This is a genomic window from Variovorax guangxiensis (assembly GCF_003952165.1).
Classification (GTDB): domain Bacteria; phylum Pseudomonadota; class Gammaproteobacteria; order Burkholderiales; family Burkholderiaceae_C; genus Variovorax; species Variovorax guangxiensis.
In genome coordinates this window covers 490,423-515,378 of the sequence record NZ_RXFT01000003.1, presented here as the reverse complement: position 1 = coordinate 515,378, position 24,956 = coordinate 490,423, and the positions used below count along the sequence as shown (strand labels likewise).

At 58.8% G+C, this 24,956-nt stretch carries 21 protein-coding genes; 15 read left to right on the top strand and 6 right to left on the bottom strand.

Annotated features, from left to right (window positions below; translation table 11 throughout):
- From queC to EJP67_RS10710, 4 genes are read left to right on the top strand one after another with little or no spacing between them, the layout of a single operon-like run.
- Positions 1 to 708, top strand: a complete 708-nt coding sequence (gene queC / locus EJP67_RS10725) for a 7-cyano-7-deazaguanine synthase QueC (RefSeq protein WP_126021667.1) — start codon at positions 1 to 3, stop codon at positions 706 to 708.
- On the top strand, positions 705 to 1,337 hold the full coding sequence (gene queE / locus EJP67_RS10720) for a 7-carboxy-7-deazaguanine synthase (protein WP_126021666.1): 633 nt from the start codon (positions 705 to 707) through the stop codon (positions 1,335 to 1,337). The genes queC and queE overlap by 4 nt, the downstream gene beginning before the upstream one ends.
- Positions 1,334 to 1,738, top strand: a complete 405-nt coding sequence (locus EJP67_RS10715; protein WP_240650593.1) for a 6-pyruvoyl trahydropterin synthase family protein — start codon at positions 1,334 to 1,336, stop codon at positions 1,736 to 1,738. The genes queE and EJP67_RS10715 overlap by 4 nt, the downstream gene beginning before the upstream one ends.
- A 30-nt stretch (positions 1,739 to 1,768) precedes the next feature.
- The gene (locus EJP67_RS10710) at positions 1,769 to 2,188 is read left to right on the top strand and encodes a hypothetical protein (RefSeq protein ID WP_126021665.1); all 420 of its coding nucleotides are present in this window, start codon (positions 1,769 to 1,771) and stop codon (positions 2,186 to 2,188) included.
- Positions 2,189 to 2,912: 724 nt separating this feature from the next.
- Here the strand turns inward: EJP67_RS10710 and EJP67_RS10700 are convergent.
- Positions 2,913 to 3,245: a hypothetical protein gene (locus EJP67_RS10700; RefSeq protein ID WP_126021663.1), complete on the bottom strand. Its 333-nt coding sequence runs from the start codon at positions 3,243 to 3,245 to the stop codon at positions 2,913 to 2,915.
- 303 nt (positions 3,246 to 3,548) lie between these two features.
- Here EJP67_RS10700 and EJP67_RS10695 point away from each other — a divergent pair, with 303 nt between their 5' ends.
- The 3 genes from EJP67_RS10695 to EJP67_RS10685 all read left to right on the top strand — a co-directional run bounded on the left by EJP67_RS10695 (position 3,549) and on the right by EJP67_RS10685 (position 7,120).
- Positions 3,549 to 3,857, top strand: coding sequence for a hypothetical protein (locus tag EJP67_RS10695; RefSeq protein WP_126021662.1), 309 nt, complete (start codon positions 3,549 to 3,551; stop codon positions 3,855 to 3,857).
- Positions 3,854 to 4,825 (top strand): hypothetical protein, encoded by a 972-nt coding sequence (locus EJP67_RS10690; protein ID WP_126021661.1) that lies wholly within the window; start codon positions 3,854 to 3,856, stop codon positions 4,823 to 4,825. The genes EJP67_RS10695 and EJP67_RS10690 overlap by 4 nt, the downstream gene beginning before the upstream one ends.
- Positions 4,826 to 5,164: 339 nt before the next feature.
- Complete coding sequence (locus EJP67_RS10685) at positions 5,165 to 7,120, top strand: DUF262 domain-containing protein (RefSeq protein WP_165909605.1); 1,956 nt, start codon at positions 5,165 to 5,167, stop codon at positions 7,118 to 7,120.
- Between the two features lie 647 nt (positions 7,121 to 7,767).
- Here the strand turns inward: EJP67_RS10685 and EJP67_RS10680 are convergent.
- Positions 7,768 to 8,376, bottom strand: a complete 609-nt coding sequence (locus tag EJP67_RS10680) for a hypothetical protein (protein ID WP_126021659.1) — start codon at positions 8,374 to 8,376, stop codon at positions 7,768 to 7,770.
- A gap of 273 nt (positions 8,377 to 8,649) precedes the next feature.
- Here EJP67_RS10680 and istA point away from each other — a divergent pair, with 273 nt between their 5' ends.
- Both istA and istB read left to right on the top strand, forming a co-directional pair.
- A complete protein-coding gene (gene istA, locus EJP67_RS10675) occupies positions 8,650 to 10,227 on the top strand; it encodes an IS21 family transposase (RefSeq protein WP_126021658.1) in 1,578 nt (525 codons plus the stop codon).
- A complete protein-coding gene (gene istB, locus EJP67_RS10670) occupies positions 10,217 to 11,020 on the top strand; it encodes an IS21-like element helper ATPase IstB (protein WP_126021657.1) in 804 nt (267 codons plus the stop codon). Before istA ends, istB begins: the two co-directional genes overlap by 11 nt.
- 67 nt (positions 11,021 to 11,087) lie before the next feature.
- Here istB and EJP67_RS10665 read toward each other — a convergent pair whose 3' ends face one another.
- The 4 genes from EJP67_RS10665 to EJP67_RS10650 all read right to left on the bottom strand — a co-directional run bounded on the left by EJP67_RS10665 (position 11,088) and on the right by EJP67_RS10650 (position 15,894).
- Complete coding sequence (locus EJP67_RS10665) at positions 11,088 to 11,507, bottom strand: helix-turn-helix domain-containing protein (protein ID WP_126021656.1); 420 nt, start codon at positions 11,505 to 11,507, stop codon at positions 11,088 to 11,090.
- 63 nt (positions 11,508 to 11,570) lie between these two features.
- A complete protein-coding gene (locus EJP67_RS10660) occupies positions 11,571 to 12,494 on the bottom strand; it encodes a serine protease (RefSeq protein WP_126021655.1) in 924 nt (307 codons plus the stop codon).
- 26 nt (positions 12,495 to 12,520) lie between these two features.
- Complete coding sequence (locus EJP67_RS10655) at positions 12,521 to 14,242, bottom strand: caspase family protein (protein WP_126021654.1); 1,722 nt, start codon at positions 14,240 to 14,242, stop codon at positions 12,521 to 12,523.
- Positions 14,239 to 15,894 carry an amidohydrolase family protein gene (locus EJP67_RS10650; RefSeq protein WP_165909604.1) on the bottom strand — a complete coding sequence of 552 codons (1,656 nt, stop codon included), beginning with the start codon at positions 15,892 to 15,894 and terminating at the stop codon, positions 14,239 to 14,241. Before EJP67_RS10650 ends, EJP67_RS10655 begins: the two co-directional genes overlap by 4 nt.
- A gap of 907 nt (positions 15,895 to 16,801) precedes the next feature.
- On the opposite strand from EJP67_RS10650, the gene EJP67_RS10645 reads away from it, so the two are divergent.
- The 6 genes from EJP67_RS10645 to EJP67_RS10620 are packed head-to-tail and all read left to right on the top strand — an operon-like array spanning position 16,802 to position 24,953.
- Positions 16,802 to 18,973: a type I secretion system permease/ATPase gene (locus EJP67_RS10645; protein ID WP_165909603.1), complete on the top strand. Its 2,172-nt coding sequence runs from the start codon at positions 16,802 to 16,804 to the stop codon at positions 18,971 to 18,973.
- Positions 18,970 to 20,454 (top strand): HlyD family type I secretion periplasmic adaptor subunit, encoded by a 1,485-nt coding sequence (locus EJP67_RS10640; RefSeq protein WP_126021651.1) that lies wholly within the window; start codon positions 18,970 to 18,972, stop codon positions 20,452 to 20,454. Before EJP67_RS10645 ends, EJP67_RS10640 begins: the two co-directional genes overlap by 4 nt.
- 1 nt (position 20,455) lies before the next feature.
- On the top strand, positions 20,456 to 22,165 hold the full coding sequence (locus EJP67_RS10635) for an outer membrane protein assembly factor BamB family protein (protein ID WP_126021650.1): 1,710 nt from the start codon (positions 20,456 to 20,458) through the stop codon (positions 22,163 to 22,165).
- 34 nt (positions 22,166 to 22,199) lie between these two features.
- Positions 22,200 to 23,300 carry a hypothetical protein gene (locus EJP67_RS10630; protein ID WP_126021649.1) on the top strand — a complete coding sequence of 367 codons (1,101 nt, stop codon included), beginning with the start codon at positions 22,200 to 22,202 and terminating at the stop codon, positions 23,298 to 23,300.
- Entirely contained in the window at positions 23,297 to 24,313 is a 1,017-nt protein-coding gene (locus EJP67_RS10625; protein WP_240650592.1) for an alpha/beta hydrolase family protein, read from the top strand. The genes EJP67_RS10630 and EJP67_RS10625 overlap by 4 nt, the downstream gene beginning before the upstream one ends.
- A 7-nt stretch (positions 24,314 to 24,320) precedes the next feature.
- Positions 24,321 to 24,953 carry a hypothetical protein gene (locus EJP67_RS10620; protein ID WP_126021648.1) on the top strand — a complete coding sequence of 211 codons (633 nt, stop codon included), beginning with the start codon at positions 24,321 to 24,323 and terminating at the stop codon, positions 24,951 to 24,953.
- The last annotated feature ends 3 nt before the right edge of the window (positions 24,954 to 24,956 follow it).

The following is a 24,956-nucleotide window of genomic DNA, read 5'->3' as shown; positions in this document are numbered from 1 at the left end:
ATGAACTCCAAAGCTTTGGTCCTTTTTTCGGGTGGTCAGGACTCCACCACTTGTCTTGCTTGGGCATTGGAGCGCTATGCGCATGTCGAGACCATCGGTTTCGCCTACGGTCAGCGTCACTCCGTGGAACTCGAATGCCGGCAGACTATCCGTCAACGACTGAAGACGGACTTTCCCGAGTGGTCGTCCAAACTGGGCGAGGACCACATGCTCGATCTTTCGGTACTCGGACAGATCAGCGACACCGCGCTGACACAAGATAAGGCAATCGAATTGCACAAGAGCGGATTGCCAAACACTTTCGTACCTGCCCGAAACATCCTGTTCTTCACCTTTGCCTCGGCGGTGGCATATCGGCGAGGGCTGGAGGTGCTGGTTGGTGGAATGTGTGAAACGGACTACTCCGGGTATCCCGATTGCCGCGACAACACACTGAAGGCACTTCAGGTTGCGATGAGTCTGGGTCTAGATTCACCGATGGTGGTTGAGACGCCGCTGATGTGGATAGATAAGGCCGCAACGTGGCAGATGGCACAAGAGTTGGGCGGTGACAAGTTGGTTGAATTGATTCGGCAGGATACGCATACATGCTACATGGGTGATCGCTCAGTTCCACACGAGTGGGGTTTTGGTTGTGGCGCGTGTCCAGCCTGCGACTTGCGCAGCCAAGGCTACAAATCGTTTTCGGGAGAGGTTGTCGCGGCATGACCTATAGCGTTAAAGAGATCTTCTATACGCTTCAGGGCGAGGGGCTACGAGCGGGGCGGCCAGCGGTATTCTGTCGATTCGCCGGGTGCAATCTTTGGACGGGTCAAGAAAAGCAGCGCTCGAACGCGATCTGCCAGTTTTGCGATACCGACTTTGTTGGCACCGATGGAACGCTTGGTGGAAAGTATCCAGACGCCAACGTCCTTGCAGCGTTGATCGCTGCCCAGTGGCCTGAAGGACACGCTCACCGCTATGTGGTTCTGACCGGAGGGGAGCCTCTCCTGCAGGTAGATGCCCCTTTAATCGATGGACTTCATTCGCATCAATTTGAGATCGCGGTAGAAACGAATGGGACGATCGCTGCTCCAGTCGGTATTGACTGGATATGTGTCAGCCCCAAGGCAGGTGCTGATTGGGTGCAGCGCAGCGGTGACGAGCTCAAGCTCGTGTATCCGCAACTCGGGTTACATCCTGATAGTTTGAACGAACACGATTTTCAGCATCACCTGCTGCAGCCTATGGACGGACCGTTGCAGCGACAGAACACCCGCGATGCGATCGATTATTGCCAGGCACACCCGCAGTGGCGCCTGTCCGTGCAAACTCACAAGATCTTGAACATCAGATGACAGCCATCGACACGATTGACGTGACTTGCGAGCTTTCGCAAAGGTTCTACTTTGAAGCGGCGCACACACTGCATCGAAATATCGATACTGCGGGGAGCCTTCGTATCCACGGTCACACGTACGAGGCCGAAGTAACGCTGAGCGGAATCCCGGACTCCACGACGGGCATGTTGACTGACCTAGGATCGTTGCGCCAAGAGATTGCGCGAGTACGGGAAATGCTTGACCATCGCTTTCTTGACGAGATTGCTGACCTTGGTCCGGCAACCCTAGAAAATCTTTGTGATTTCATTCGCCGGCAACTTCAACCGGCGGTGCCTATGCTTAGTGCTGTTGCAATCGAGCGCCGCGCCAGCGGAGACAAATGTGTTCTGCGCTGGAACTCCCTGAAATCTCACTAGCAAGCCTTGTTCTAGTTTGGCAACTATTCCATGACTCCATCGAACGCTTTGTCCTCTACAGAAAATGTGCTTGCCACTGCGGATGGTTTCTTTGCCATCGCCGATGCCTTGCATCAGAGACTCAACTCAAGTGCGACTCGGGTCTTGTTTGCTGCTGCCTCGACGGATCTGTACGGGATGCTGATCGAGGAATATGGCCTACGCGCTCGTGCGGCAATACTGCGCAACAATGCGAAGCAACATGTGGTTGACAATTGCAAGTTGTCTCAGGAACGTTTGCATCAGTGCCTCGAGGCGACAGCCCATCAAGTGCTCACCATTCCAGGTGCTGCCCAGCTGCGGTCCGTTGTCGCCAGCGTCAATACGTTGTGTGTCGGAATAAGCCCGGGCAAAGGCCATGTTGTCGATTTCCTGATTCAGGAGTTGGGCAATGACCTGAATCGCAGCTAGGTACAGGGTTGTTGAATTCCGCCGATCTTTGACTCAGGGGTTTGGACTGACTATGCAGCGATCCCGAGGGCCCTGCGGTACTCGACGGGGCTACGCGAGTTCAGCGAGATTTTGATCTGTTGCTCGTTGTCCCAGCGGATGTGGGCGTCCAGGGCTTGCGTGCGTCATCGAGTACGACGAGGCGGTGGTCACGATATCCATTGACCTCTCCTCGAACGGAAACTACTAGGCGGGCATGGGTACGGAGGTGTTTGCCGGACCTGCTACGCCGTAGACGAGTGAATGCCGAGCGCTAGAGCATGCGGAGCCGCGTTTGTCGCCGACACCAGCCCGCCAGTCCTCAACTCCTGGAGTTGAACTTCCGCACCGCCATGTCGACGAAGACGGACACGGCTTTGGGGACTTGCTCGTGGCTGGCGTCGTACATGACACTCAGGTCGCGAACCGCCCGCCTGTATTGCGGGAGGGCGGGCGCCAATCTGCCAGCTTTGACATCTGTCGCAGCCATGACTCGCGGTAGCGCGACAATGCCAACGCCGGCGCGCGCGGTGGCAACGTAGCGCGGCCGACGAAGCGATCCTTCACGCGCACCACCTGCTCGATACCGTCGGGCCCTCCAGACGCCAGATCGCGAAATCTCAGGCCTCCGGCGGATGCGTCAAACAATCGTGCTCCAAGAGTTGCTTCAACTCCGTGAGCGTCCCTCGTCTGGTCAGGTATCTTTTCACTCTGGATCGCTGAGGGATAGCTCCCAATCTCCAACCAATACGCGTCCTGCGGTGCGCATGGGGTCATACTGGCCGGGGCCAATACTTATGTTAAAGCCGGCCTTGCGAACCGCCGTCACGGCGCGGTTGTTGACCTCGCCATCGGCGTATAGAACATAGTCGCGCACGACCTCCTTTGCGAGGTCAACCTTATCTTGATCCTCGCGCGCCAATCCGTCGTAGACACTCGGGTTGTCGATTGCATCCCCTTCGTTGTCCCCTCGTGGTCGCTTGATTGGCAACAGAGCGGTGAGCGCTTTGCGGACGTCGTTGATGGTGGGTGAAGACATTTCGCATCCTTTCTGTAGTTTTCGGAATGGATCTTGCCCGGCGCGCGGAACTACTGCAACGACTTCTGCTAAGTAAAAGGAAAGCTTGGAGCATCGTCGGCCCCATGATGAAAGGCAACACATACGGTCACGCGCGGCGGCACCTCGCGTAGTGCGGGATTGGTGGCCGTCAATGCCTCCCGGCCGTCGCACTGCGTGGAATTGGAAACCTCCCCCATTCAGGGGATGGCGCGTCGGTCATCTTTGGAGAAACTCCCCCAAGAAACTGCTATTCCTTTCTACGAGAGACATAAAAGGGGGCTTATGGCTGCGGACTACCAGGCGCTCAAACGCACCGTAATTGATGTCGCGGACGATTTTTCAAGCCTAGACATCGTGGCTGGATACGGGAGTAAGTACGCCGCGAGTACCAAGTTGGGGAAGATTGGTATCAGTGATCCGGTTCTCGCCGTCATGCCTCCACGTTTCAATAAGGTGATGCGCAACCTGGTAGGTGGCAGTTGGCGTCGAGTAGGTTCGATCGACCTCGTCGCCTGTGAAACGATCGGGGATTTGATCTTGCTCGCTTGCAGACAGAGCGGTGCGACGGTCCCTCCAAACGAGCCACTGTGAAGACTGCGGCAATCGCCATCGGAATGCTCGCACCACTGACCGCCTGCGCGGCCGAGGGCACGACCGATGAATGCTTGAAAATCCACGACTCCGTCAGACGACTGGATTGTCTTGATAAGGTTCTTCAATACAAAGCGCCACCACCACCGCCCTCACCAACGAGTCGACCCGTATTGCCATTCGTTCGAGTACATGTTCGTGAGTCAGGGGATTTCAGCAACTATGGAGAATCAACTCTGGGAGACGATCCCGCGCTGATAAGCGCACAGCGTAGCGGCGGAAACAACGCCACCATCGCGAAGGTGGCAGCCATTGCCTCGTTCAGGCCAGTGAATGACCTCGGTTGGCAACCCTTCGCATCCACCGCTTGGAACCGAGATACTTCCGGAAGTACACGGAAGGATACGCGCAGTTTGGGCATAGGTGTGATGGGGCCGCTATGGGACCCCTTCGAACAAGGCGGTTGGACGCTATTGCCGGTGTTGCGTGCCACACGTCGCTATGATCTTTACGGGACGAACGACGCCAACACCGTTTCTGCGCACATCAGCGTCATATCGTTAAAGTGGGTCAACTGCGTGCCGAGTGGGCCTAACACATGCTTTAGCTTTATCCCCCATTTCGGATTCATCTCCGAAAACCGCACGAGCGCAGGGATCACGCGAGGATCATGGCGCAGCGCCTATGCGGGCTTCAAGGCGACGGCACAACTCAATGGCGTGCTCCCTCGCTTGTCCAGCACGTTGAACTACCAGCGCTTTGCTGACAGCACGGCGCCGTTCAACAACGTCAAGCGGCACGCAGGCTACACACGACTCTCTCTGGACTACGCGCTGACGGATCCGGCCGACAAATCCATCGCCTTCCGGCCCTCTATTTTTATCCGCCGCGAGGTAGGTAGCGACATTCTGAATGGCGGAGATCGGGTCAATAAGACGGTGCTCGGCCTAGGAATTCAATATAACTGAGACACCCATCTTGGAAGGTTGAGGTTTACGGACCACCAGCAAAGCTTCAAGTATTAAAGGCGTCGACGTCATACCCACGCCGCCTGGTGGACAGGGCCTCCGAGCGGGCGATGTCCATTGGAGCGGATGTTTGCGGCGGTGGGATCCCGTAGACGTTCTTGGTCATGCAGAGCTTTCAGCGCCAAGGCTAATCTCGTTGAAAACACACTGTCGCACTCCTCCGTGTCGCCTCGTTCTAGCAACCTAGTTCCATCCGGACTACGGCGACATCGTGTTAGTTTCCGATTCAAAAAGCCCTCCGACAAATCAAAAACCGCCCATCACCCGGAGCCAACAAACGTGGAACTGCACTCCCTTGACAATCTTTTCGCACGCTTCGACTTTCTCATCCCCGACTACCAGCGCGGATACGCATGGGGTGAAACTCAGGTGACCGAGTTCTGGGAGGACGTTGGCCGGATCGACATCGCGAATCCGGAACATTTCACGGGAACATTGATACTGGAGGCAGTGCCCGGCAAAGAGAGTAAAACGCAGGCGGCGGTCGTTGATGGACAACAACGCCTCACAACCGTAGTTCTTCTGGCCGTCGCCTTGTGTGAGCGCCTTGATCGCGCTGGTAAGAGCGGCGAGGCCTCGGAAATCCGCTCACGAATGCTGGGAAGTTTGAACAAGCCAGCCTTTCGCTACGGTCCTGCGCATGATGCGTGGCCATTCCTGAAACTGATGCTCTTCAAGGATGCCTCGGCGGTGGCCAAGGCATCAGCTCATCGCACTGCATACACCAAGAATCTCGAAGGTGCACTGACTTTGCTTCGCGAGCGGGTCAATGAACTGGCCGAGGATGTAGTCGGTCGACTGATCGTCAACGTGCGCACCAAACTGGTCTTCAGTGTGATTGAAGTCGATCCACGCCAGTTCAATATTCATGTGGCTTTCGAGTCGATCAACCACCGCGGCAAGCAACTCACCAAGCTCGAGTTGCTGAAGAATCGCCTGATTTATGTCGCCACCGTCATGCGACAACCAGCCTCCGCCAGCGTGGACGCCTGGAAACAGAAGAAGGACGCGCTGCGCGACGACATCAACAGCACCTGGGGCGATATTTACAGTTGGCTCGGCCGAGAAGGCAAAGAGGCGCTCGACGAGGAAGAGTTCCTGCGCACCCACACAATCATGTACTTCGCTACGGACACTGGTGCGAAGGAGTGGCTGGAGGCGCTGTTGTTCAGAACAGCCTTCACTGCGGCGGCGGCGATGGAGGGAACTCTAGAAGAGCCCCATGTGCGCGACTACCTCGACAGTCTAAGGCTGAGCGCGGTTCTATGGTCTCATCTTCGACGTCCACGCGACATGCCTGTCGATCAGATGCTGTGGCTCAACCGGATCAATCACGTGCACCGCCCTCTCTTCGATTCATTGCTTCTAGCGTCTTATGTCCGCTTGGTTGGCGGAGATATCTCCCTGGCGGTCGATCTGCGAAAAACGTCGTCAATCGACAGCGTGCTGATCGATGTGCTTCGCGAGGTCGAGCGTTTCAACGTTCTGGTCTTCTTGGTGACAGGCAGGCGCTCGCACACCGCTCGGAAGGATTTCGCCACCGTGGCGCACTGGGTTCATAGCGCGCGGGAATCTTACGCTGGCGATGTCCAGACAGCACTGGCCTACCTGGCACGGTACATCCGGTCTTGCGTGCACAACGTCGATCCGAACAATGCCGAGGGCTTCGTTGACTCCGAGTTTGAGTGGACAGGCTACCTTGATCTGGATGCATTTCAGAACAACATTTCGAAGACCTTGCGACACGGCGTGGGCTTCTACGGCCACGATTGGACGAAGGTCGTTCTCTTTGAATATGAGGAGCACCTCAGGTCGAAGGACAGGGGCGCCGTCAAGGTTGCATGGGATCGAGTGAGCGCCGACTCCATCGAACACATCTACCCGCAGGACGACACCCACTGGCAGCCTCTGACCAAGAGCCTTGGTGGAGGAAGAAAAAAGGCCCGGGTAAACAGTTTCCGACACTCACTCGGAAATCTGGTTCTGCTCAATCGGACCAAGAACTCAAGTCTGCAGAACCTGCCCTATACGGGCAAGGGCGATCAAAGGGCGAAGCGACCCCGCTTCGAGCAAGGCAGTTATTCGGAAACGGAGGTCGCCGCGAGCTACAGTAGTTGGACGAAGGGCGCCATCGAAAAACGGGGCAAGGAACTGCTCCAGTTCGCGGAAGAACGCTGGGATTTCTCGTTTCAGGCTGCAGGCATCAAGTACGACACCTTGCTCACAATCAAGTAGTTTTCACGGCCGGTTCCTGTCCCAATCGACTTCATGGCCCATGCTTCTCCGCGCGCACATCTGACGGCGGGTGCGATTGCTTGGATTGGTCGAGCAACCTGAGTCGGTCTCGCGACCGGCAATCGGGCATCATCCGGATCCATGCGCCTGATCGATTTCATCGTGCGTCTGGTGGTGCCCGATCCTCCAGATCGCAAGTCTCCTGCGCCATCGACTTCGCGACAAGCCTCTTCGAGGCTTCCCGCTTCAGATACGCCGCAGCTTGAGCAGGATGTCTTCGGAGAGCGTCGACGATCGCCGTCGAAGCATGTGGCGAATCGGAAAGAGACGCGCAACCCTGAAGAGGATCAAGAATCTAGGCACGCAAATTTGGCAGAACACATGCGGAGGTCCGCGGTGCACCGCAATGCCCGGGACTTCACGCGCGCACAGGCCGCGGGAGCCACGCACTACATCTGGCGGGCGACTGGAGACACAGACGCGTGCCAAGCTTGCCTTCAGAGAGAGGGGAGGAAATTCCGAATCCATGGGCGCTCACCTTCTTTGCGCCCGGGCGAGTTTGCATGCGGGGACCATGGCTACTGTCGATGCTTTCCTGAGTTCATCTTTCCGGACCTCGACTGAACCCTCCGGCGGGCGCCAACTGTTTACAACTCGTGCACGCTCTTGCCATTTTCTGGGATCAGGAAGCCTCGAATCGTGGACTCTCCGATCTTGACCTGGACCTGCGTCGACTTGGGCTGCCCGCCTTCGATATGCACAACCAGTACACCCGAACTCAAGGTTGGGAAATGCCCATAGAGCTGTCGCAGGGACTCAACTCTCCGTTCGACGTGTTCCTCGGCCTCATGCGCGTAGGGTAGAGACGTCATGATCATCACCCGGCGATCAGCCCGGACTAGCAAGAGCTTCACAAAGTCTTCGCCGACGTTCTTCATCACTCCATAGGGGGACGAGGCGCCCGTGCCACCCAACTCCGATTCGACTGCCAGGTGCGTCCGAAAGGTTTCGGGAACAAGATCCAAAGTCTTCTGCTGAAAAATCTGCTTCGGATTGAACGATGTCACCAGCACGTCGACCATGTACTCGCTGTGCGTGCCGCCGCTGCAGAGGATCTTGTAGTCAATGTTGTACTTTTGGCAAAAAAAGAGCTTGATGCTTGCAGTGATCTCTTTGGTGTCCTGCGCGCCTTCGGTGATCAGATGAGCGCGGAGGCCAGAATAGATGTGTTTGTAGTCGAACTGGTCAGACGACATGAAGATCCAAGAACTGTTGGCGCACGTGTTGTGAAAGGCTGGAGTGCAGTGCAAGTAATATTGGCAAGTGCGGTCTGTCGAGCAACTACGAGGCCGCGCCCGTCGAACCCTGCCCCCTTTTTTTGTGGCTCTGCGCTATCGCGTGGTTAGGCGCTCCCTAATTTCGCGTGTTGATTTCCATCCAGAAGTGACCCACTTGGCCGTGTGATTTCCATCTAAATCTGACCCACGTGATAACCCTAACCTGCTGCTTTTAGCAGCAGGAGCACAGGAGTGATTGACGTGGCGACACTGAGTGTCATCAGACGTTGGGCACTGCGAGAGCAACTGTCCATTCGAGAGATAGCCCGGCGCACGGGCCTGTCTCGCAACACCATCCGCAAGTACCTTCGCGAGGGCGAGGCGGCGCCCAGCTACGCGAAGCGCGTCAGCCCGAGCAAGCTCGACGCCTTTGCCGAGAAGCTCAGCGGCTGGCTCAAGAGCGAGGCCTCCAAGTCCCGCAAGCAGCGCCGCACGCTCAAGCAGATGCACGTCGATCTGGCAGCGCTGGGATACCAGGGGTCGTACAACCGCGTGGCGGCCTTTGCACGCCAGTGGTATGCACACCGCCACGAAGTGCAGCAGACCACCGGACGCGGCACCTTCGTGCCGCTGGCCTTCGGCCCTGGCGAGGCATTCCAGTTCGACTGGAGCGAGGACTGGGCTGTCATCGCCGGCGAGCGCACCAAGCTGCAGGTGGCGCACTTCAAGCTCAGCCACAGCCGCGCGTTCATCGTGCGCGCCTATCTGCTGCAGACCCACGAGATGCTGTTCGATGCGCACAACCGGGCCTTCGAGGTGCTCGGCGGCGTACCGCGACGAGGCATCTACGACAACATGAAGACGGCCGTGGACAAGGTGCGCCGCGGCAAGGAGCGCGATGTCAACGCGCGCTTCGCCGCCATGGTCAGTCACTACCTGTTCGAGGCCGAGTTCTGCAACCCGGCCTCCGGCTGGGAGAAGGGCCAAGTGGAGAAGAACGTGCGCGATGCGCGGCACCGGCTGTGGCAGCCCGTGCCTGCGTTTGCCACGCTGGCGCTGCTCAACGACTGGCTGGAGGAGCGCTGCAAGGCGCTGTGGGGCGAGATCGCCCACGGCAAGCTGCCGGGCACCATCGCCGAAGTCTGGGCGCAGGAGCGTGCGCTGCTCATGCCGGTGCCCAGGCCCTTCGATGGCTTCGTCGAGCACACCAAGCGTGTCTCCCCCACCTGTCTGGTGCACTTCGAGCGCAACCGCTACAGCGTGCCGGCCTCCTACGCGAACCGGCCGGTGAGTCTTCGTGTGTATGCCGAGCGCCTGGTGGTAGCGGCCGAGGGCCAGATCGTGTGCGAGCACAAGCGCATCATTGACCGGCGCCACGACACCGCGGGTCATACCGTCTACGACTGGAGGCACTACTTGGCAGTGCTGCAACGCAAGCCAGGAGCGCTCAGGAACGGAGCGCCGTTCAGCGAACTGCCGCAAGGCTTCAGGCGGCTGCAGGCCGCGCTGATGAAGCAACCAGGCGGCGACCGCGAGATGGTGGAGATCCTGGCGCTGGTGCTGCACCATGACGAGCAGGCCGTGTTGACCGCGGTCGAGCTGGCGCTGGAAGCCGGCGTGCCCAGCAAAACCCATGTGTTGAACGTGCTGCATCGACTGCTCGATGCCAAGCCCATTGCGCCGGCGCCGGTCACGGCGCCGCAGGCGCTGCGCTTGGTGAACGAGCCGAAGGCCGATGTGCTTCGCTACGACACGCTCAGGGGGCGCGCCTGCGCCGCCAGCAGGTCGCGCAACTGGGTGAGCTGCCAGGAGGTGCGCCATGCGACATGATCCAGCCAGCGGCGCGATCGTGATCATGCTGCGCGAACTCAAGATGCACGGCATGGCCCAAGCCGTGGCGGAGCTGGCCGAGCAAGGATCGCCGGCCTTCGAGGCCGCGCAGCCGATGCTCTCGCAGTTGCTCAAGGCCGAGACGGCCGAACGGGAGGTGCGCTCGGTGGCCTATCAGTTGAAGCTGGCGCGATTCCCAGCCTACCGGGACCTCGCCGGCTTCGACTTCGCCAATAGCGAGGTCAATGAAGCCCTGGTTCGCCAACTGCATCGGTGCGAGTTCATGGACGACGCGCAGAACGTGGTGCTCGTGGGCGGGCCGGGCACAGGCAAGACCCACATCGCGACAGCGCTGGGCGTGCAGGCCATCGAACACCATCATCGGCGGGTGCGCTTCTTCTCGACGGTGGAGTTGGTCAATGCCCTCGAGCAGGAGAAGGCCAGTGGAAATCCTGGCCACATCGCGCACCGGCTGATGTACGCGGACATGGTGGTGCTCGACGAATTGGGCTACCTGCCATTCAGCGCCTCAGGTGGTGCGCTGTTGTTCCATCTGCTGTCCAAGCTCTACGAACGCACGAGCGTCGTGATCACCACCAACCTGAGCTTCCGCGAGTGGGCCAGCGTCTTCGGCGATGCGAAGATGACGACGGCGCTGCTGGACCGGCTCACGCATCACTGCCATATTCTGGAGACCGGAAACGACAGCTTCCGCTTCAAACACAGCTCGGCGCAACCCGTTCAGGCAGTCCAACCAAAAAAGGAGAAAACCAAAAACTTATCCACACCGTGAGCCGGCTGGTTCGCAAAGAGGGTGGGTCAATATTCGATGGAAATCGCGGGTCAGGATTGCATGGAAATCAACATTCGCGCGCACCGAGGTTTCGCACCGCCGCAAGACTTTCGAGCTGCGCTGCCCGTGGGCGCGCCTTACCTTGTTCCCAGTGGTAGATCGTCTGTCCGGACACGCCCACCAACTGTCCATAGTTCGCTGCGGACAGACCAACCTTTGCGCGATGCGCCGCTAACCTAGTTGCGCTGAATCGGCGCTTCGTGCCTGCTGACGTTTGATCATCCGAATCCGACGCTGCGGCGGGACGCATCGTTCCCTTCACAAGACGACGCAGTTCTTTCTCGAGCGCATTGACTTGGCGACGTAGTTCAGCAATCGATGAGCGATGCGCGACGGATACCTTCTTGAGCGTTTCGATCTCAGCGCGCACTTCTTTGCGAGCAACGCGGGAGATTTCGGCTTTGAGGATCGAGGCGATGTTTGGCATGGAGACATTGTGCCGCGCCTCGCGCAAGGACGTGGTTTATTGACTGTTTACGTCGTGACGAGCTTACGGGCACGACGAAGGACTAGCCGTGCACGCTGAGATCCAAGAGATATAGTTCGTGACGCGCGTGTACACGCCAACCTTGTTCGGCTGCGCGCAGCCCTCTCCCCAACTCACGATGCCCGCCAAACGCGGATTCGTAGACGGCTCCAACACGAGCGGGCCGCCACTATCACCTTGGCAGGAATCGGTGCCACCAGTCATCTTCCCAGCACATATCATGTTGTTTGTGACTTGACCGTCATAAGCCAGCGCTCTGTTGCAGCTCTTCGTGGCAACGACTGGCACCGCGACGAACTGAAGTTTCCGTACAGCATCGCCGCCGGATTGAGTCGCCCCCCACCCTGAAACGCTAAGTGATACACCCTCTTTCAGCCCTAGCTGATCTTCGCTACTGGACAGCAGCGCGATTGGCTTGATCCGTTTGGTGTCATCCAACGGTAGCGGCGATGTAAGCTCAAGCAAAGCAATGTCGTTGTCGTGAGTCTTGGCGGCGTAGTCAGACTTCACGATGATGCGCCGAACGTTTCGTCGAACACCGTTCTTACCAAGCTGATCGGTGCCAGCCGTCACGATGATATCTCTAGCCGACGTTCTGACCACGCAGTGAGCTGCTGTGACAATCCAAGTTGCCGAGTACACACTTCCACCGCAGAAGTGTGCTCGATATTCGTCTGCAATCCAGGAGATGCCCAGTGACACTTGCCAAGGAAAGTCCGATATCGAAGCCGGAATTCCATTCACAATCTTTGGCTCACGTCCCTCGAAGAAAGCTTTCACTGCTTGCTCATAGTCATCTGACCCGACGACGGGAGTGTCTGCCAACCTTGATGCGGTGGAGACTGGCTGCGTCTGCGCAACCGCACTCAGACTAAGAAGACTCAATGACAGTCCGACCTGTAAAGCGATGCGAAGGAAGCTTTTCATAGGGCCCTCGTGATGGGAAAATTGGACTAGCGACCAAAAAACCGTATGCGAATGTTCTCACCCGACATGTCCGAGGCCGAAACAAGCGTGGTGATTCGACGCTCATCGATGCCATTTTTCCTAAGTACGTACAACGCATGGGTGGCCCGTGCCTGCCTCGCTCCCGCGTCTTTCGCGTTCGAGGTCTTCGCCGTTGCGATCGACACCCATGAGATCGTTCGCTTCTCGCTGACCAGACGGGTCAACGCGTCTTGAAGCGGTCGCGCATCGAGTAAATCATTAAAGCCGTCGCGCGATGGTGGGGCAAGTATCTCGAGAAGACTCTCGCCTGGGTGAATATTGATGACCGGATTACTCTGAGCCATAACGTACAAACGCTCGTCGCTGCCAGGTAGCGTGGCGGCGAGCCAAGCTGAGCCATCGGTACGACGCTCGACGCTCTGAGCAATGAGCCGCGAGCCAGCGGGAATACCCCTGGTGAGCGCGGCCGTGCTGGAGGGATTGATCGTCGCGACGAGGTCGGTCGTCGTGACTGCGGAGCCATGCGCGACGTATGCTGCGAGTTGGTTGTAGACGTCGGCGCGTGCGGCCGTTCTCTTGTCATATCCGGCGTTCACGAAACCAAAGTTTGCTTCACTCAAGCTCGCGTTTGGAAGCTCTACGTATCGTTGCTCGAAGCCTAAGCCGGAAGATACCCACGCAATGTCGAACTGCTGTGACTTCGGTCCCCAAAGGCGCTCTATAGCCGCCGGAGAGACGAAGGACGCTTGTTGCGAGTCGGCCAGTTCCGCATGGTCTCTCAGCCACTGCCGTGCAGCAGCTGCGAACGGACTTGCCGCATTGCGACGACTGAAACGCAAGATCTCAGAGAACTTCCCGGTGCTCAGTGCCGCTTGCCATGCAAGTTTTTGCTGCGCCACAAGGGCATCGGTCGGCTGGAGGTAAAGGTTCGCTGTCGACCAGTCCATCAATCCGGGTTGTTGGACCGCACCGGTAGCCGTTAAAACGTCCTCACTGACGTCTTTGAACACAACGCCAAACTCGGTAGCAGGGGAAGGCAGGCGCATTGTCAAGCCTTCGGTAAACGGGCTCATTCGTCCGGGCTGCGATCTAGCCAAAGCGGCCGTGCCGGGCTTCGCCGCGAAGCCGACGAGAGTGTTGACCCCATTTGTCCTGGCGGGCGTATCCCCAGTGCCCTTGCCGACTAGGTTCTCGTTGTTCGGGCCCGTTATGACAAAGTTCGCGATGGTCCGGCACGCATCCAGCATCATTATCAACACGCCAGGCTGGCGCTTGCCAAGGTAATCTTGAATATTCTCCAGTGCTGCGGCCGAATTGCTCAGGTTCAAGTAGTGAACCGGGGGCTTGAGGTTCGCGGGTGCGATGTAGTTGCTGGCGCCGTACGAAAACCCATGGCCGGAGAAATAGAACAGAACTATGTCTCCTTCGCTGATCGTGCGCCGAAATGCTGGAAGAATATCTTCTTCGAACTGGTTCATCGACTGTATGTCCGGTGCAACCGTAACTTTGAAGTCAAGTGCTTCGAGCTTTTTAGCGATTTCCAAACGGTCTGCCTTGACGCTTGGCAATGACGGAATGAACTTATAGGTTTCGACTCCAACGACCAGTGCAAGTCGTGCAGGCGGTCTTTCGTAGAGGTAGTCTTCTGCGCCTGCACTTAGGGAGGCTACGCAGAAGGCGAAAAAACCAACACAGCTACGCAAGTGGTGTCCGACCATTCGCTTCATGATGTCAGTCCCTCTGGCAGCGCATCGATGACCTCAAGCCACTTCGTAGAGAGGCCGTGTCGCGTGTTGTACCGATCGATGCGCTGGCGGTTAGCCCGACCTCTTTTCAAGCCGAGATAGCGAACAGCGTTACCGCCAAAGAATCTTCCGGCCTGCGCAGCCGTGATTTGGATCGACGTCAGTTCAGCCGCGATCGCGTGCTCGTATGCTTCGAAGCCTTGCTCTTTCCCGAGCATGATCCAGTCGCTGCCGTACATCAACGATCGCATCCATACGTCGTTTGAGTTGATGTATTGGCGCAATGATTGCCGCACATGTTCGGCGACGGTAGTGTCCCGCCCTGGAAGAAGCTCCGCCAGATAACTCATGTCTGCGAAGAGCCGATCACTTCCAAACTCGCGCTGGAGACCGCCGAAGATTGCCTCCCAGTCGGCTGAAGGCGGCTTGGCTCTGCTTTGTTCAAACCCGCCGAAGTGCGCAAAGTTGACGCTGAGTTCCGGATAGCGCCGGAGTACGGGTCGCCAACCTTGCGGACTTGCTCGGTCAGCATAGCCGGGCGCTGCACCATTGCTGTGAGCAGTATGCGCCATGATCGGTACACCGCTTTTCTGCGCGTACTCGTACAACTGGGCAAGGGCACCGTCGAGTCGAGCCGGGAAGCCGGGAATGCTGGCGGCGCGCTCGGGGTAGTTCTGACGAATGTTTGCGTTGTCAGCCGGTCGAAAGCCCATTGGCGGATAAAGCTTGACGCCGATGAAGCCCATATCCTCGACGGCCCATCTCACGATTTCAAGCGCACGTCGCTGTTCGGCGCCGCTAGCTCCGACGAGTTGCCTCCAAGGATCAAACGGCGCGAAACAGCGAAGCGCGGCTAGCCCTTGCAGTCTCTGAATCATGTCCATAACGCGCACTTGCGACTCAAGGCTGGACCTAGGGTCATCTTCCAGCCAATAGCTGAAATCGATAAGTGCTGGGGTGAACAGGCAGGACTTGCCCTCCGGCGCATAGAGAGACACCAGCCGAGAAACGATGTCTCGACGGTCCAAAAGCAAAACTTGAATCCACTGTATATAGCGCGAAATCTCGCCGCTGCCGCTCAACAGTCCACGCGCCATTTCGCGTGCATCTTCGGGCGTAACCAGATTGGTTCGACCTGTGCGCCTCGTCTCTTGATCGATTCGAGATAGCAGCAGTGATCGACCCGTGCCATCCGTTGGAAGCGGTACAGTCAAACTGCTCCGCCGAGTTCGGCCATCTGTGCCGAGCACAACGCTGATGGAATCAGTCAACGCCTGCTCGGCTCGCGATGCGCCAGCCGTACCGCTTGAGCTTCCTCGTTGAAGCTCTGCCAATTCCGCGTCAGCAGTTTTGGCGCCACTCCCAAGCATTTCGACGAGCACTGCGGCAAGCCACGGCAGTGCTGCCCGATCAGCTGGGCCTAAAGCGACTTGATGTTGTTCATCACCAAGTGCCACTTGTTGTATGAATCCGCGGACAGGCAAATCCGAGGCATTGAACACGTGGCAATGAACATCAATCAAAAAGGGAGGTGCCCGCGAGCTGGATTGAAGCTGCGCGGGCGTGCATCCGCTTAGCAAGCGACTTGCACACGCAGCGGCGGCTAACTGGGCCACAAAGCGGCGGCGATCCATATGCAGTCCACCAGTCAAGCTCTCCTCCTGACGCATTGATGGCAGCGATCTTCAATGGCTGCGAGCGATTGATTTCAGTTCGATCGGCCGAATCTAAGGCAAAAGTAGGCCTCAGTCCACACTAGAAAGTGATAAGCCAGATGGCCGATTCATTTTCTTTTGCGCGACTTCGACCGCAGGCGAAAGCCAGTGCGATCTGTCAAAAATGCACCAAGCTGGGGGTAGAGCGAGGTACTGCAAAACGCTCAACTTGCCATCCGCTTGGCATATATTTCCGCAAGAAGTGCCCTGGGTCATGCGCAGCACCTGACATCCGACTCCGACATCATCCGTAAGCGACGTCGAAAAATGCGAATGGATTCAAATTTGCTGTCGCTAAATGCGAATCGCGCTTCCATGGACCTCTGAATCCTCCGGCCGGACTTTTGCGCCGCAGACCTCTCCGGAGGATCGGATTGATTGAACGTGTGTTTGGGGCAGCATCAGACAAGGATGCTTTGGGCGCCGTGTTGGAGACTGCCAGTGTTGATCGGCTTCAAGAGGCCGGCTGCTCGACTTTGAGTATGTCGACAAGGAATGCGCAATTTGCACCAGCGTAGCAACGCCTTGGGAGTGCATTCTCACAACCGCATGAGCGTCTGGCGTTCTTCGTCATTAGCTTGATGCAAGCGCCCGAGAGCCGCATCGCGCCTGAAGAAAAAGAAGCACGAGTTGTTTGTAATGTTTTTGACATATTTCCGGCGCACGATGACTTTTTCTTACTGCGCCGGGACATAGATCTCCGCCAGTTGAGGGTTCCCGTTCAAGAGATACAACAACACTCGGGGGATGAGGAGTGGGAGATGCAGAAAAAGGCGCTGCTGCGTGGGAAACCGCAGCAGCGAGTTCGGCCACGACGGCAAGTGGAGTGCTTCCTGCGCTGGTTGCACTCTGCACCCTCGCACGCTTCCACCAGATCGCAGCCGATGCGTCGCTGCTTTCCCATCAGCTGGGTCTCGCATCCTCTGAAGCTGTCGACACCGCCACGCTGCTGCGCGCAGCCAAACACCTGGGCCTGAAGGCCAAGTCCTCCCGCACGACGCTCGATCGCCTGTCCCTGACGCCGCTGCCAGCATTGGCAGTGCTGCGCGATGAATCCGGCCAGGAACGCTTCGTCATCCTCGCCCAATGCGATGCCCAACGCGTCCTGCTGCAAGACCCTTCCGCTGCCAACGGCCGCCCCGTCATCGAACCCCTGGAAGTCTTCGCCTCGCACTGGACAGGCGAACTCATCCTCATCACCAGCCGCGCAAGCCTCGCAGGCGAACTCGCTAAGTTCGACTTCTCCTGGTTCATCCCCAGCTTGGTCAAGCATCGCAAGCTGCTCGGCGAGGTGCTCTTCATCTCCTTCATCCTGCAACTGTTCGCGCTGGTCAGCCCGCTGTTCTTCCAGGTCGTCATGGACAAGGTGCTCGTGCACCGCGGCCTCACCACGCTCGATGTGCTCGTCATCGGCCTGCTGGTCGTCGTCATCTTCGAGTCGCTGCTCAATGGCCTTCGGAGCTACGTCTTCAGCCACACCACGAACCGCATCGACGTCGAGCTCGGTGCGCGCCTTTTTCGTCACCTCGTGCAGTTGCCCTTGGCCTACTTCCAGGCCCGGCGCGTCGGCGATTCGGTCGCCCGCGTGCGCGAACTCGAGAACATCCGCAGCTTCCTGACCGGCAACGCCTTGACGGTGCTGCTGGACGTTGTCTTCTCCATCGTCTTCGTCGCCGTCATGCTGTTCTACAGCGTGCCGCTGACCCTGATCGTGCTCGCGAGCATGCCGCTGTACTTCGGCCTGAGCCTGGCGGTGGTGCCCATCCTGCGCCGGCGTCTGGACGAGAAGTTCGCACGCGGCGCAGAGAACCAGGCCATGCTGGTGGAGACCGTCAGTGCCGTGCAGACCGTCAAGGCCACCGCGCTCGAACCCGCCTTCGCCCGGCGCTGGGACAACCAACTCGCGGCTTACGTCTCGGCCAGCTTCAGAACCCAGAACCTCGCAAGCTGGGCGCACGAAGGCGTCAACCTCATTGGCAAGCTCGTCAATGCCGCCACCCTCTGGTACGGCGCGCACCTCGTGATGAGCAACGAACTCACCGTCGGCCAGTTCGTCGCCTTCAACATGTTCGCCCAGCGCGTGTCGCAGCCCATCATGCGCATGGCCCAGCTGTGGACAGACTTCCAGCAGACCGGCATCTCCATGGCCCGGCTCGGGGACATCCTCAACACCCGCACCGAGGTACCGCCGAGCACCGCCGCCCAGCTCCCGGCTCTGAAGGGCCGCGTGACGCTGGACAACCTCACTTTCCGCTACCGCCCCGAGGCAGCCCCCGTGCTCAACGGCGTCAGCCTCGATGTGCGCCCCGGCGAGGTCATCGGCATCGTCGGGCGCTCGGGCTCGGGCAAGAGCACGCTGACCAAGCTCATCCAGCGGCTGTACTCGCCCGAGCAAGGGCGCTTGCTCGTCGACGGCATCGACATCAGCCTGATCGATGCAGCCCAGCTCAGAAGGCAGGTGGGCGTGGTGCTGCAGGAGAACACCCTCTTCAACCGTAGCGTGCGGGAGAACATCGCCATCGTCGACCCGGCGGCGCCGCTGGACGCGGTGATCCAGGCTGCCCAGTTGGCCGGGGCCCACGAGTTCATCAGCGAGCTGCCCGAGGGCTACGACACCATGGTGGGTGAGCAAGGAGCCTCCTTGTCCGGTGGGCAGCGCCAGCGCATCGCCATCGCCCGGGCTCTCTTCACCCACCCGCGCATCCTGATCTTCGACGAGGCCACCAGCGCGCTGGACTACGAGAGCGAGGCCATCGTGCAGCGCAACATGGCGCACATCTGCAGGGGGCGAACGGTCTTCATCATTGCCCACCGCCTGAGCGCGGTGCGCCATGCCAACCGCATCATCGTGATGGACAAGGGCAAGATCGTCGAAGGCGGCACGCACGAGAGCCTGCTGAGCAGGCCCAAGGGCATCTATGCGCACCTGTGGAACATGCAGGGTGGTGGGCATCCGACGGAGACGGAAGGCTCGAAGGGCATAGGAGCTCCCGCATGACGCCAGAAGTCTCCACCACTGCTCCTGCGGCCAATGCACCCAGTGTTCGCCATCCGGTGTTCGAGCTGCTGGGGTGCTACGGCGCGATCTTCAAGGCCGCCTGGAAGCACCGCCACGAACTGGCCGGCCCGAAGCGTCTGGCCGACGAAGCCGCCTTCCTGCCCGCAGCACTGAGCCTGCAGGACACCCCCGTACACCCGGCTCCCAGGCGGCTGGCCTACGCGCTGATTGCACTGTTCCTCATCGCGCTGGCGTGGTCCATCTTCGGACAGGTCGACATCGTGGCGGTGGCGCCGGGCAAGATCATCGTGAGCGAGCGCACCAAGATCATCCAGCCGCTGGAGGTGAGCGTGGTCAAGCGGGTGCTGGTAAGGGATGGCGACCATGTCGAAGCAGGCCAACCGCTGGTCGAGCTCGATCCCACGATGGCGACTGCGGACAGGACGAACGTCAATGAGCAACTGAAGTCGGCGCAGTCCGAGGTCATGCGGACTCGGGCACTGCTGAAGGCCCTGACGACTACTCCCAACGCCGCTGACGGACATGTGCCGGATCTAGGCAAGACGATTCCACAAGGCTGGACCGACGAAGACCTGAGTTCAGCCCGCGCGGAGCTGAATGACGAATGGAGCGACATCACGGCCAAGCTGGCCAAGGCGGCCGCCGAGATCAACCGGCGGCAGGCCGAGATTGCGACTGCGCGCGAGGTGGTCACCAAGCTGGAGACGACGCTCCCCATCGCAAGACAAAGAGAAGCCGACTTCCGCCAGTTGGCCGACCAGGGCTTCATGTCCAGCCATGCGAACCAGGACCGCACGCGCGAGCGCATCGAGATGGAGCGGGACCTTGCAACCCAGCGAGCGAGATTGGCGGAAGCCAACGCCACGCTGAGGGAGAGCGAGAACACCAGAGCGGCCTACATCGCCGAGACGAAGCACAGCCTGAGGACGCGGGAAGCTGCAGCCGAACTCAAGCGCCAGCAAGGCACGCAGGACCTGGCCAAGGCGGGTCAACGCGAGCGGCTGACCACGTTGAAGGCCCCAGTGGCAGGCACGGTGCAGCAACTGGCCGCGCACACCGAAGGCGGGGTGGTCACGGAAGCGCAGCCGCTGATGGTGATCGTGCCCGACGGGGCGCAGGTGACGGCCGAGGTGACGCTGGAGAACAAGGACATCGGCTTCGTGAGTCCGACGCAGGAAGCGGCGATCAAGCTGGAGACGTTCCCGTACACGCGCTACGGCACGGTGAACGCGACCGTGAAGACGGTGACGGCCGATGCGGTCAATGACGAGAAGCGCGGGGCGATCTTCCCCGTCACGCTCAACCTGAGTTCGACAACCATCGATGTGGATGGCAGGCCGATCAAGCTGTCTCCGGGGATGAACCTCACTGCGGAGATCAAGACGGGCAAACGGCGAATCATCGAGTTCCTGCTCAGCCCAGTTCAAAGAGCAACGAGCGAGAGTTTGAGGGAGCGTTGAATTGAGCGCGGTATTGTCAACTGTCCAAGAATATGGTCGCCGGCCGCCCGGCCTTCCCGAACGCATCCGACACAGACCGGAATGGGAGTATCTGAGGCGGCAGATCTACAGCACGGGGATGCGGTTTGGTGAGCAACTGAGCTTCGATTTTCGCGTTCTTCTCACCGACGCCAAGAACGCGCAATACGCAGGAGTCCTGATGTGGGAGTTGCTGCGCGACTTCAAACCGGAAGTGCTGGTCGGGCCAGGCTTTGGCTCGACGCCACTTCTCTACGGCATCGCCGCCGCTGCTCTCAACGAAGGTCGAAATCTGCAGGTGCTGATGGTGCGTGACCAGCGCAAGGATCGCAACCAGAAGAAATGGGTTGAGGGCAATCGCTTTGCAGCGAATGGAAAGCGTGCTGTCTTCGTCGACGATTTCATGAAAGCCGGTTCAGCGCTACCACTGGTCAAGAAAGCGCTCTCTGCCGACAAAGTCGCCGTCGAACTGCGCGCCGTCGGGTTGTTCTTCGACATGTGGGAGCCGCTGGGCTCTCGGCAGATCGGAGTCTCCACTGCACCGGTTCTTGCCTTGTTCACACGCCATGACATCGGTCTATCGAGGGATTGCTTTGATGCCATGCCGCCTTTGATGAAGGGAGGCGCACCCGATTTCGTTTCGGAAGAGCCGCGGTGGTGGCGATTCGCGTTGAACCACGCAACGGGCTACCCCACCAAATGTGCGCCTGTCATCGTTGATGACGCGGTACTGGTAGCGGACGATCACAGCCAAGTCTGGCGCCATCACCTGCAAACGGGCGAAATCGAATGGATGACGCCGAGTCTCGCTCGACCAAAAAAGGGCATTGTGCAGTTGCTGCAAGGCGTGGGCCGAAGTGTTATCTATGGCTGTTACGACGGTACGGTCACCCGGCTCGATGCGACGACCGGGGAGCCTTTGTGGCGGCGCAAGATCGACTCGAGCATCCACGCCACCCCCTGCATCGACGAGGTGCATCAGCGCGTCTTCATCAATACGGAGCAATGGAATGAAGGTCGACCCATCGGCCACCTTCAGTGCCTTGACCTCGAGACAGGCCGATTCCTGTGGAAGCGGGAGCATGCCTGGTGGCCTCCAGGGAGCTCCTTGCTGTGTCCCGAGGTTGGCCTTGTCATTGCGCCTTGCAATGACGAAGCACTGATCGCTTTGCGCACGACAACAGGGGAGCTCGCATGGAAAACCCAGACGAAAGGTCTGGTTCGAGGTCGCCCATCGCTGGTTGAGACGTCAATCGGATATCTGATTCTCACCGCAACCGAGCGTGGGCATCTCGAATGTCGCAACGCCTCGAACGGTGCGCTCATCTGGAGCGTGCGGTATGGCGAAGGACTCTGGCATCAGTTCCCGCTCGTCATGAATGACTGCGTCATCGTGATGGATGGCAAATGGCACATCAGCGCCTTTGATGTCGAGACCGGCGAATTGCGTTGGCTCAGTCGCCTTCGCAGCCCTGGCTGCTGGCAGGCTGTTCCTTATGGGCGCTTTTGCGCGGTTCTGTCACGAGAAGGCCACCTCGCGGTGTTCGATCCGCAGCGGGAAATCAAGGTCTGGGAAGGAAAGCTGCCAGGGACCTTCCATCAGCCCCCCACCCTGCGCAACGGAACGCTAGTGGCAGCGAGCAATACGTCCGGTCTATTGGCGTTCGATATCCATCCTTACTATGAAAACTGAAGTGGCCGAAAGACCGGGCGAAGGCCCCAGAGTCGTGACTCCCGCGTTCGTTGAGACGGACTGGCTCGTCGTCAGTCAGGTCAAGTCCTATCGGGTAGTCTATTTCACGGATGATCCGGACTACGTGCCCCCGGGTCAGGGGGATTGGTACTACGTCAGTCCCTTTCGCGGCTCACTGCCCAAGGGAATGACGTTGCGCAATTGCTGGCGCTGGCGATTCAATGGCCATGAGTTCGTTGATGCTGGTGCCGCCAAGCCCAGGCAAGGCGTCGATCCTCTTCTGGAGAACAACAAGGACGCGCTTAGAACGCTGCTTCGGGAAAAGATCGACACGGTCCGGCGTCCTTATGCACCATCGAGTGTCCTGGGTGAGCAGGTCCGCGAGGAGAAGCTCCAGGAGGCGCGTGAGCTCATCGAGCAAGGCATGCAACCTTCGTCCGGAGGCTATCTGCTTGCCGCGGCGGCCGCGAGACGCTGCACCGTGCGCGAGATGGCGCAGCGTGTCGTGGACGCACACGAAGCACAAGCCCGGATGCTGCGCGAGACGGAAGCGCTGCGTGAGAGTCTCACCGTGTCGATCGACGAAGCACGCACGCAAACGGAATTGATTGATCTGCGCGCCCGCCTGCTGGAAGAGGTCGCCCCAGAGCTCAATGCGCGCTTCGCGGTCCAGCCTTCGCACACGACGCCGCGAACCATCGTCGCCGTCCCCGCTGCGGACGAGTTGGCTCGTGAGCAGCTTCGCTTGCGCATCCAACTGCGGGAACGTGTCAACGGACTGCGCCGCCCCTATGTCTCGCACTATCTGTTGGACGACCTGGTGCTCAAGCATCGAGCACGCATCGCGCAGGCTGTTTTGGCCGCGGGAGGCGCCATGCCGCCGGGGCTGGACGGAGCCACGCTTCTGAGTTACGCGGCGGCGCGCAAGCAACCGCTGGCAGAGGCTGCTCAAGATATCTTGAGCGAGATGGACGAGGCTGCCCAGGTCCTACTGGAAACCGAAGCTTCCAAGGACGCTTTCCTCAGTCGCATCGCAGGCGTTGCAACTTTCAAAGACATTGAGCATGTCAGCGCCGCCATCGCCAAGTTGGAACTGAAGGCAAGCGAGCCTGGCAAGGAGGGACAACGATCGTGAAAACGACACCGCTTTGTCCTCCGGGCTTGATCCTCGGGCTCTTGCTGATGTGGGGAGCCTGCCACCAAGCTGCGGCCGCCTTGAACGAAGACCAATTGGATGTGCCGGTCAAGATCAGCAATGCGTATGGCAAGCCGATCGAGCATGCGATCAAGGTCACAGTCTTTTGGGACGACCGCAATCCGACACCGGCACCCATCCTGATTCTCAATCATGGACGCTCGGCCGATGCCGTTGAGCGAGCCAACATGGGACGAGCCAGGTATTCGGTGGCCTCCCGGTATTTTGTGGCGCAAGGATTCATCGTCGCTGTTCCGACGCGCATCGGTTACGGCGTGACCGGTGGAGAGGATATCGAAGATAGTGGTGCGTGCAACGTCAAGCGCTATGAGCCCGCCTATGAGGCAGCGGCGATAGAGACGATGACCGTGCTGGAAGCCGTTCGTGCGCGCCCCGATGCAGATCGAACGCGCTCTGTGCTCGTTGGGCAATCCTTCGGGGGGACCGTGGCCATCACGTCGGCTGCCAAGAGTCCGGAAGGCGTGATCGCCACCATCAATTTTGCAGGCGGTGGAGGCGGCGATCCCAAGAACCGCCCACAACGCCCGTGCGCGCCGCAACTGTTGGAACGCATGTTCGCTCAGTACGGGAAGACTACGCACATTCCAACCCTGTGGATCTACACCGAGAACGACGAGTACTTCGGCCCCACCTATCCGCGTGAGTGGTTCTCGGCCTTCAAGGATGCGGGCGGAAACGGCGAGTTCGTGCAGTTCCCGCCTCAGGGCGAAGGCGGGGGGCACGGCCTCTTCACGAAGTATCCCCGGATCTGGCAGCCAAAGGTGCAGGAGTTCCTGCATCGCGTGGGCCTGGTCGCTTCGGCGAGCGGCCCGAAGCCGCAATCAGCCGGCGTACTTTCCACGTCTTCGACCGGAACAACAGAGCGCACTCCTCAGGAATTGGACCTCCATCAGGCGGATTCCAATAAAGCTGATGCGCCAATCAAAAAATGAGGCAAACATGAAGATGTTGATCCTTCAAGCACGCAATTATTTGAATCGCAGGGCAAAGATTGCCCGCTCGGAAGTTGCTCATTTGATTGCGGGAGGGGTTTTATTTCCACTCGTCTTTTTAGGGTGTGCCGGGGCTCCAAAATCCAATTCGGAAATAAGCACCGTAGAGCAACTTCTGGCGGAGCTTGATTATGGATTCGTTAACGGTGTACTTGACGATGAGAGCTTCTACGAGAAACGGATCGGCTACAAATTAGGAGAATTTCCCAAAGACACTAAGCCGGAGTCATTTTCAGGGCCAGCACTGGGGGTTGGATTTGAAATGAAGAGTGGGGTGTTCCGCGGTCAAAAAATAGCGGTCTCCAAAGAATTTTCGAGTAATAAGAGAAAAATTCTTCGGGTGATTTTTCCGGCCCCAGGATGTTTCCCGGAATGGAAAATACCTCGCTTCTTTCCACATGACCTCGTGTATGAGCCCTCCAGCCTCATGTACGACGTACGCGATCCGAATGCACCTTCATTTCACCGGGCGCGCAAGTATTTGGCGAGCCAGGAGCAGTTTGTTGGTTTTTCTATTGGTGGCCGTGATCGGTGTTTGAAAGAGATTGTGGTCGGAGTCGTATACAAAGAGGGGAATTAAAAA

Excerpts from the sequence above, each read along its gene's own strand:
- queC (WP_126021667.1), top strand. The coding sequence starts at position 1 with ATGAACTCCAAAGCTTTGGTCCTTTTTTCGGGTGGTCAGGACTCCACC.
- queE (WP_126021666.1), top strand. The coding sequence starts at position 705 with ATGACCTATAGCGTTAAAGAGATCTTCTATACGCTTCAGGGCGAGGGG.
- EJP67_RS10715 (WP_240650593.1), top strand. The coding sequence starts at position 1,334 with ATGACAGCCATCGACACGATTGACGTGACTTGCGAGCTTTCGCAAAGG.
- EJP67_RS10710 (WP_126021665.1), top strand. The coding sequence starts at position 1,769 with ATGACTCCATCGAACGCTTTGTCCTCTACAGAAAATGTGCTTGCCACT.
- EJP67_RS10700 (WP_126021663.1), bottom strand. The coding sequence starts at position 3,245 with ATGTCTTCACCCACCATCAACGACGTCCGCAAAGCGCTCACCGCTCTG.
- EJP67_RS10695 (WP_126021662.1), top strand. The coding sequence starts at position 3,549 with ATGGCTGCGGACTACCAGGCGCTCAAACGCACCGTAATTGATGTCGCG.
- EJP67_RS10680 (WP_126021659.1), bottom strand. The coding sequence starts at position 8,376 with ATGTCGTCTGACCAGTTCGACTACAAACACATCTATTCTGGCCTCCGC.
- istB (WP_126021657.1), top strand. The coding sequence starts at position 10,217 with ATGCGACATGATCCAGCCAGCGGCGCGATCGTGATCATGCTGCGCGAA.
- EJP67_RS10665 (WP_126021656.1), bottom strand. The coding sequence starts at position 11,507 with ATGCCAAACATCGCCTCGATCCTCAAAGCCGAAATCTCCCGCGTTGCT.
- EJP67_RS10660 (WP_126021655.1), bottom strand. The coding sequence starts at position 12,494 with ATGAAAAGCTTCCTTCGCATCGCTTTACAGGTCGGACTGTCATTGAGT.
- EJP67_RS10655 (WP_126021654.1), bottom strand. The coding sequence starts at position 14,242 with ATGAAGCGAATGGTCGGACACCACTTGCGTAGCTGTGTTGGTTTTTTC.
- EJP67_RS10650 (WP_165909604.1), bottom strand. The coding sequence starts at position 15,894 with ATGGATCGCCGCCGCTTTGTGGCCCAGTTAGCCGCCGCTGCGTGTGCA.
- EJP67_RS10640 (WP_126021651.1), top strand. The coding sequence starts at position 18,970 with ATGACGCCAGAAGTCTCCACCACTGCTCCTGCGGCCAATGCACCCAGT.
- EJP67_RS10620 (WP_126021648.1), top strand. The coding sequence starts at position 24,321 with ATGAAGATGTTGATCCTTCAAGCACGCAATTATTTGAATCGCAGGGCA.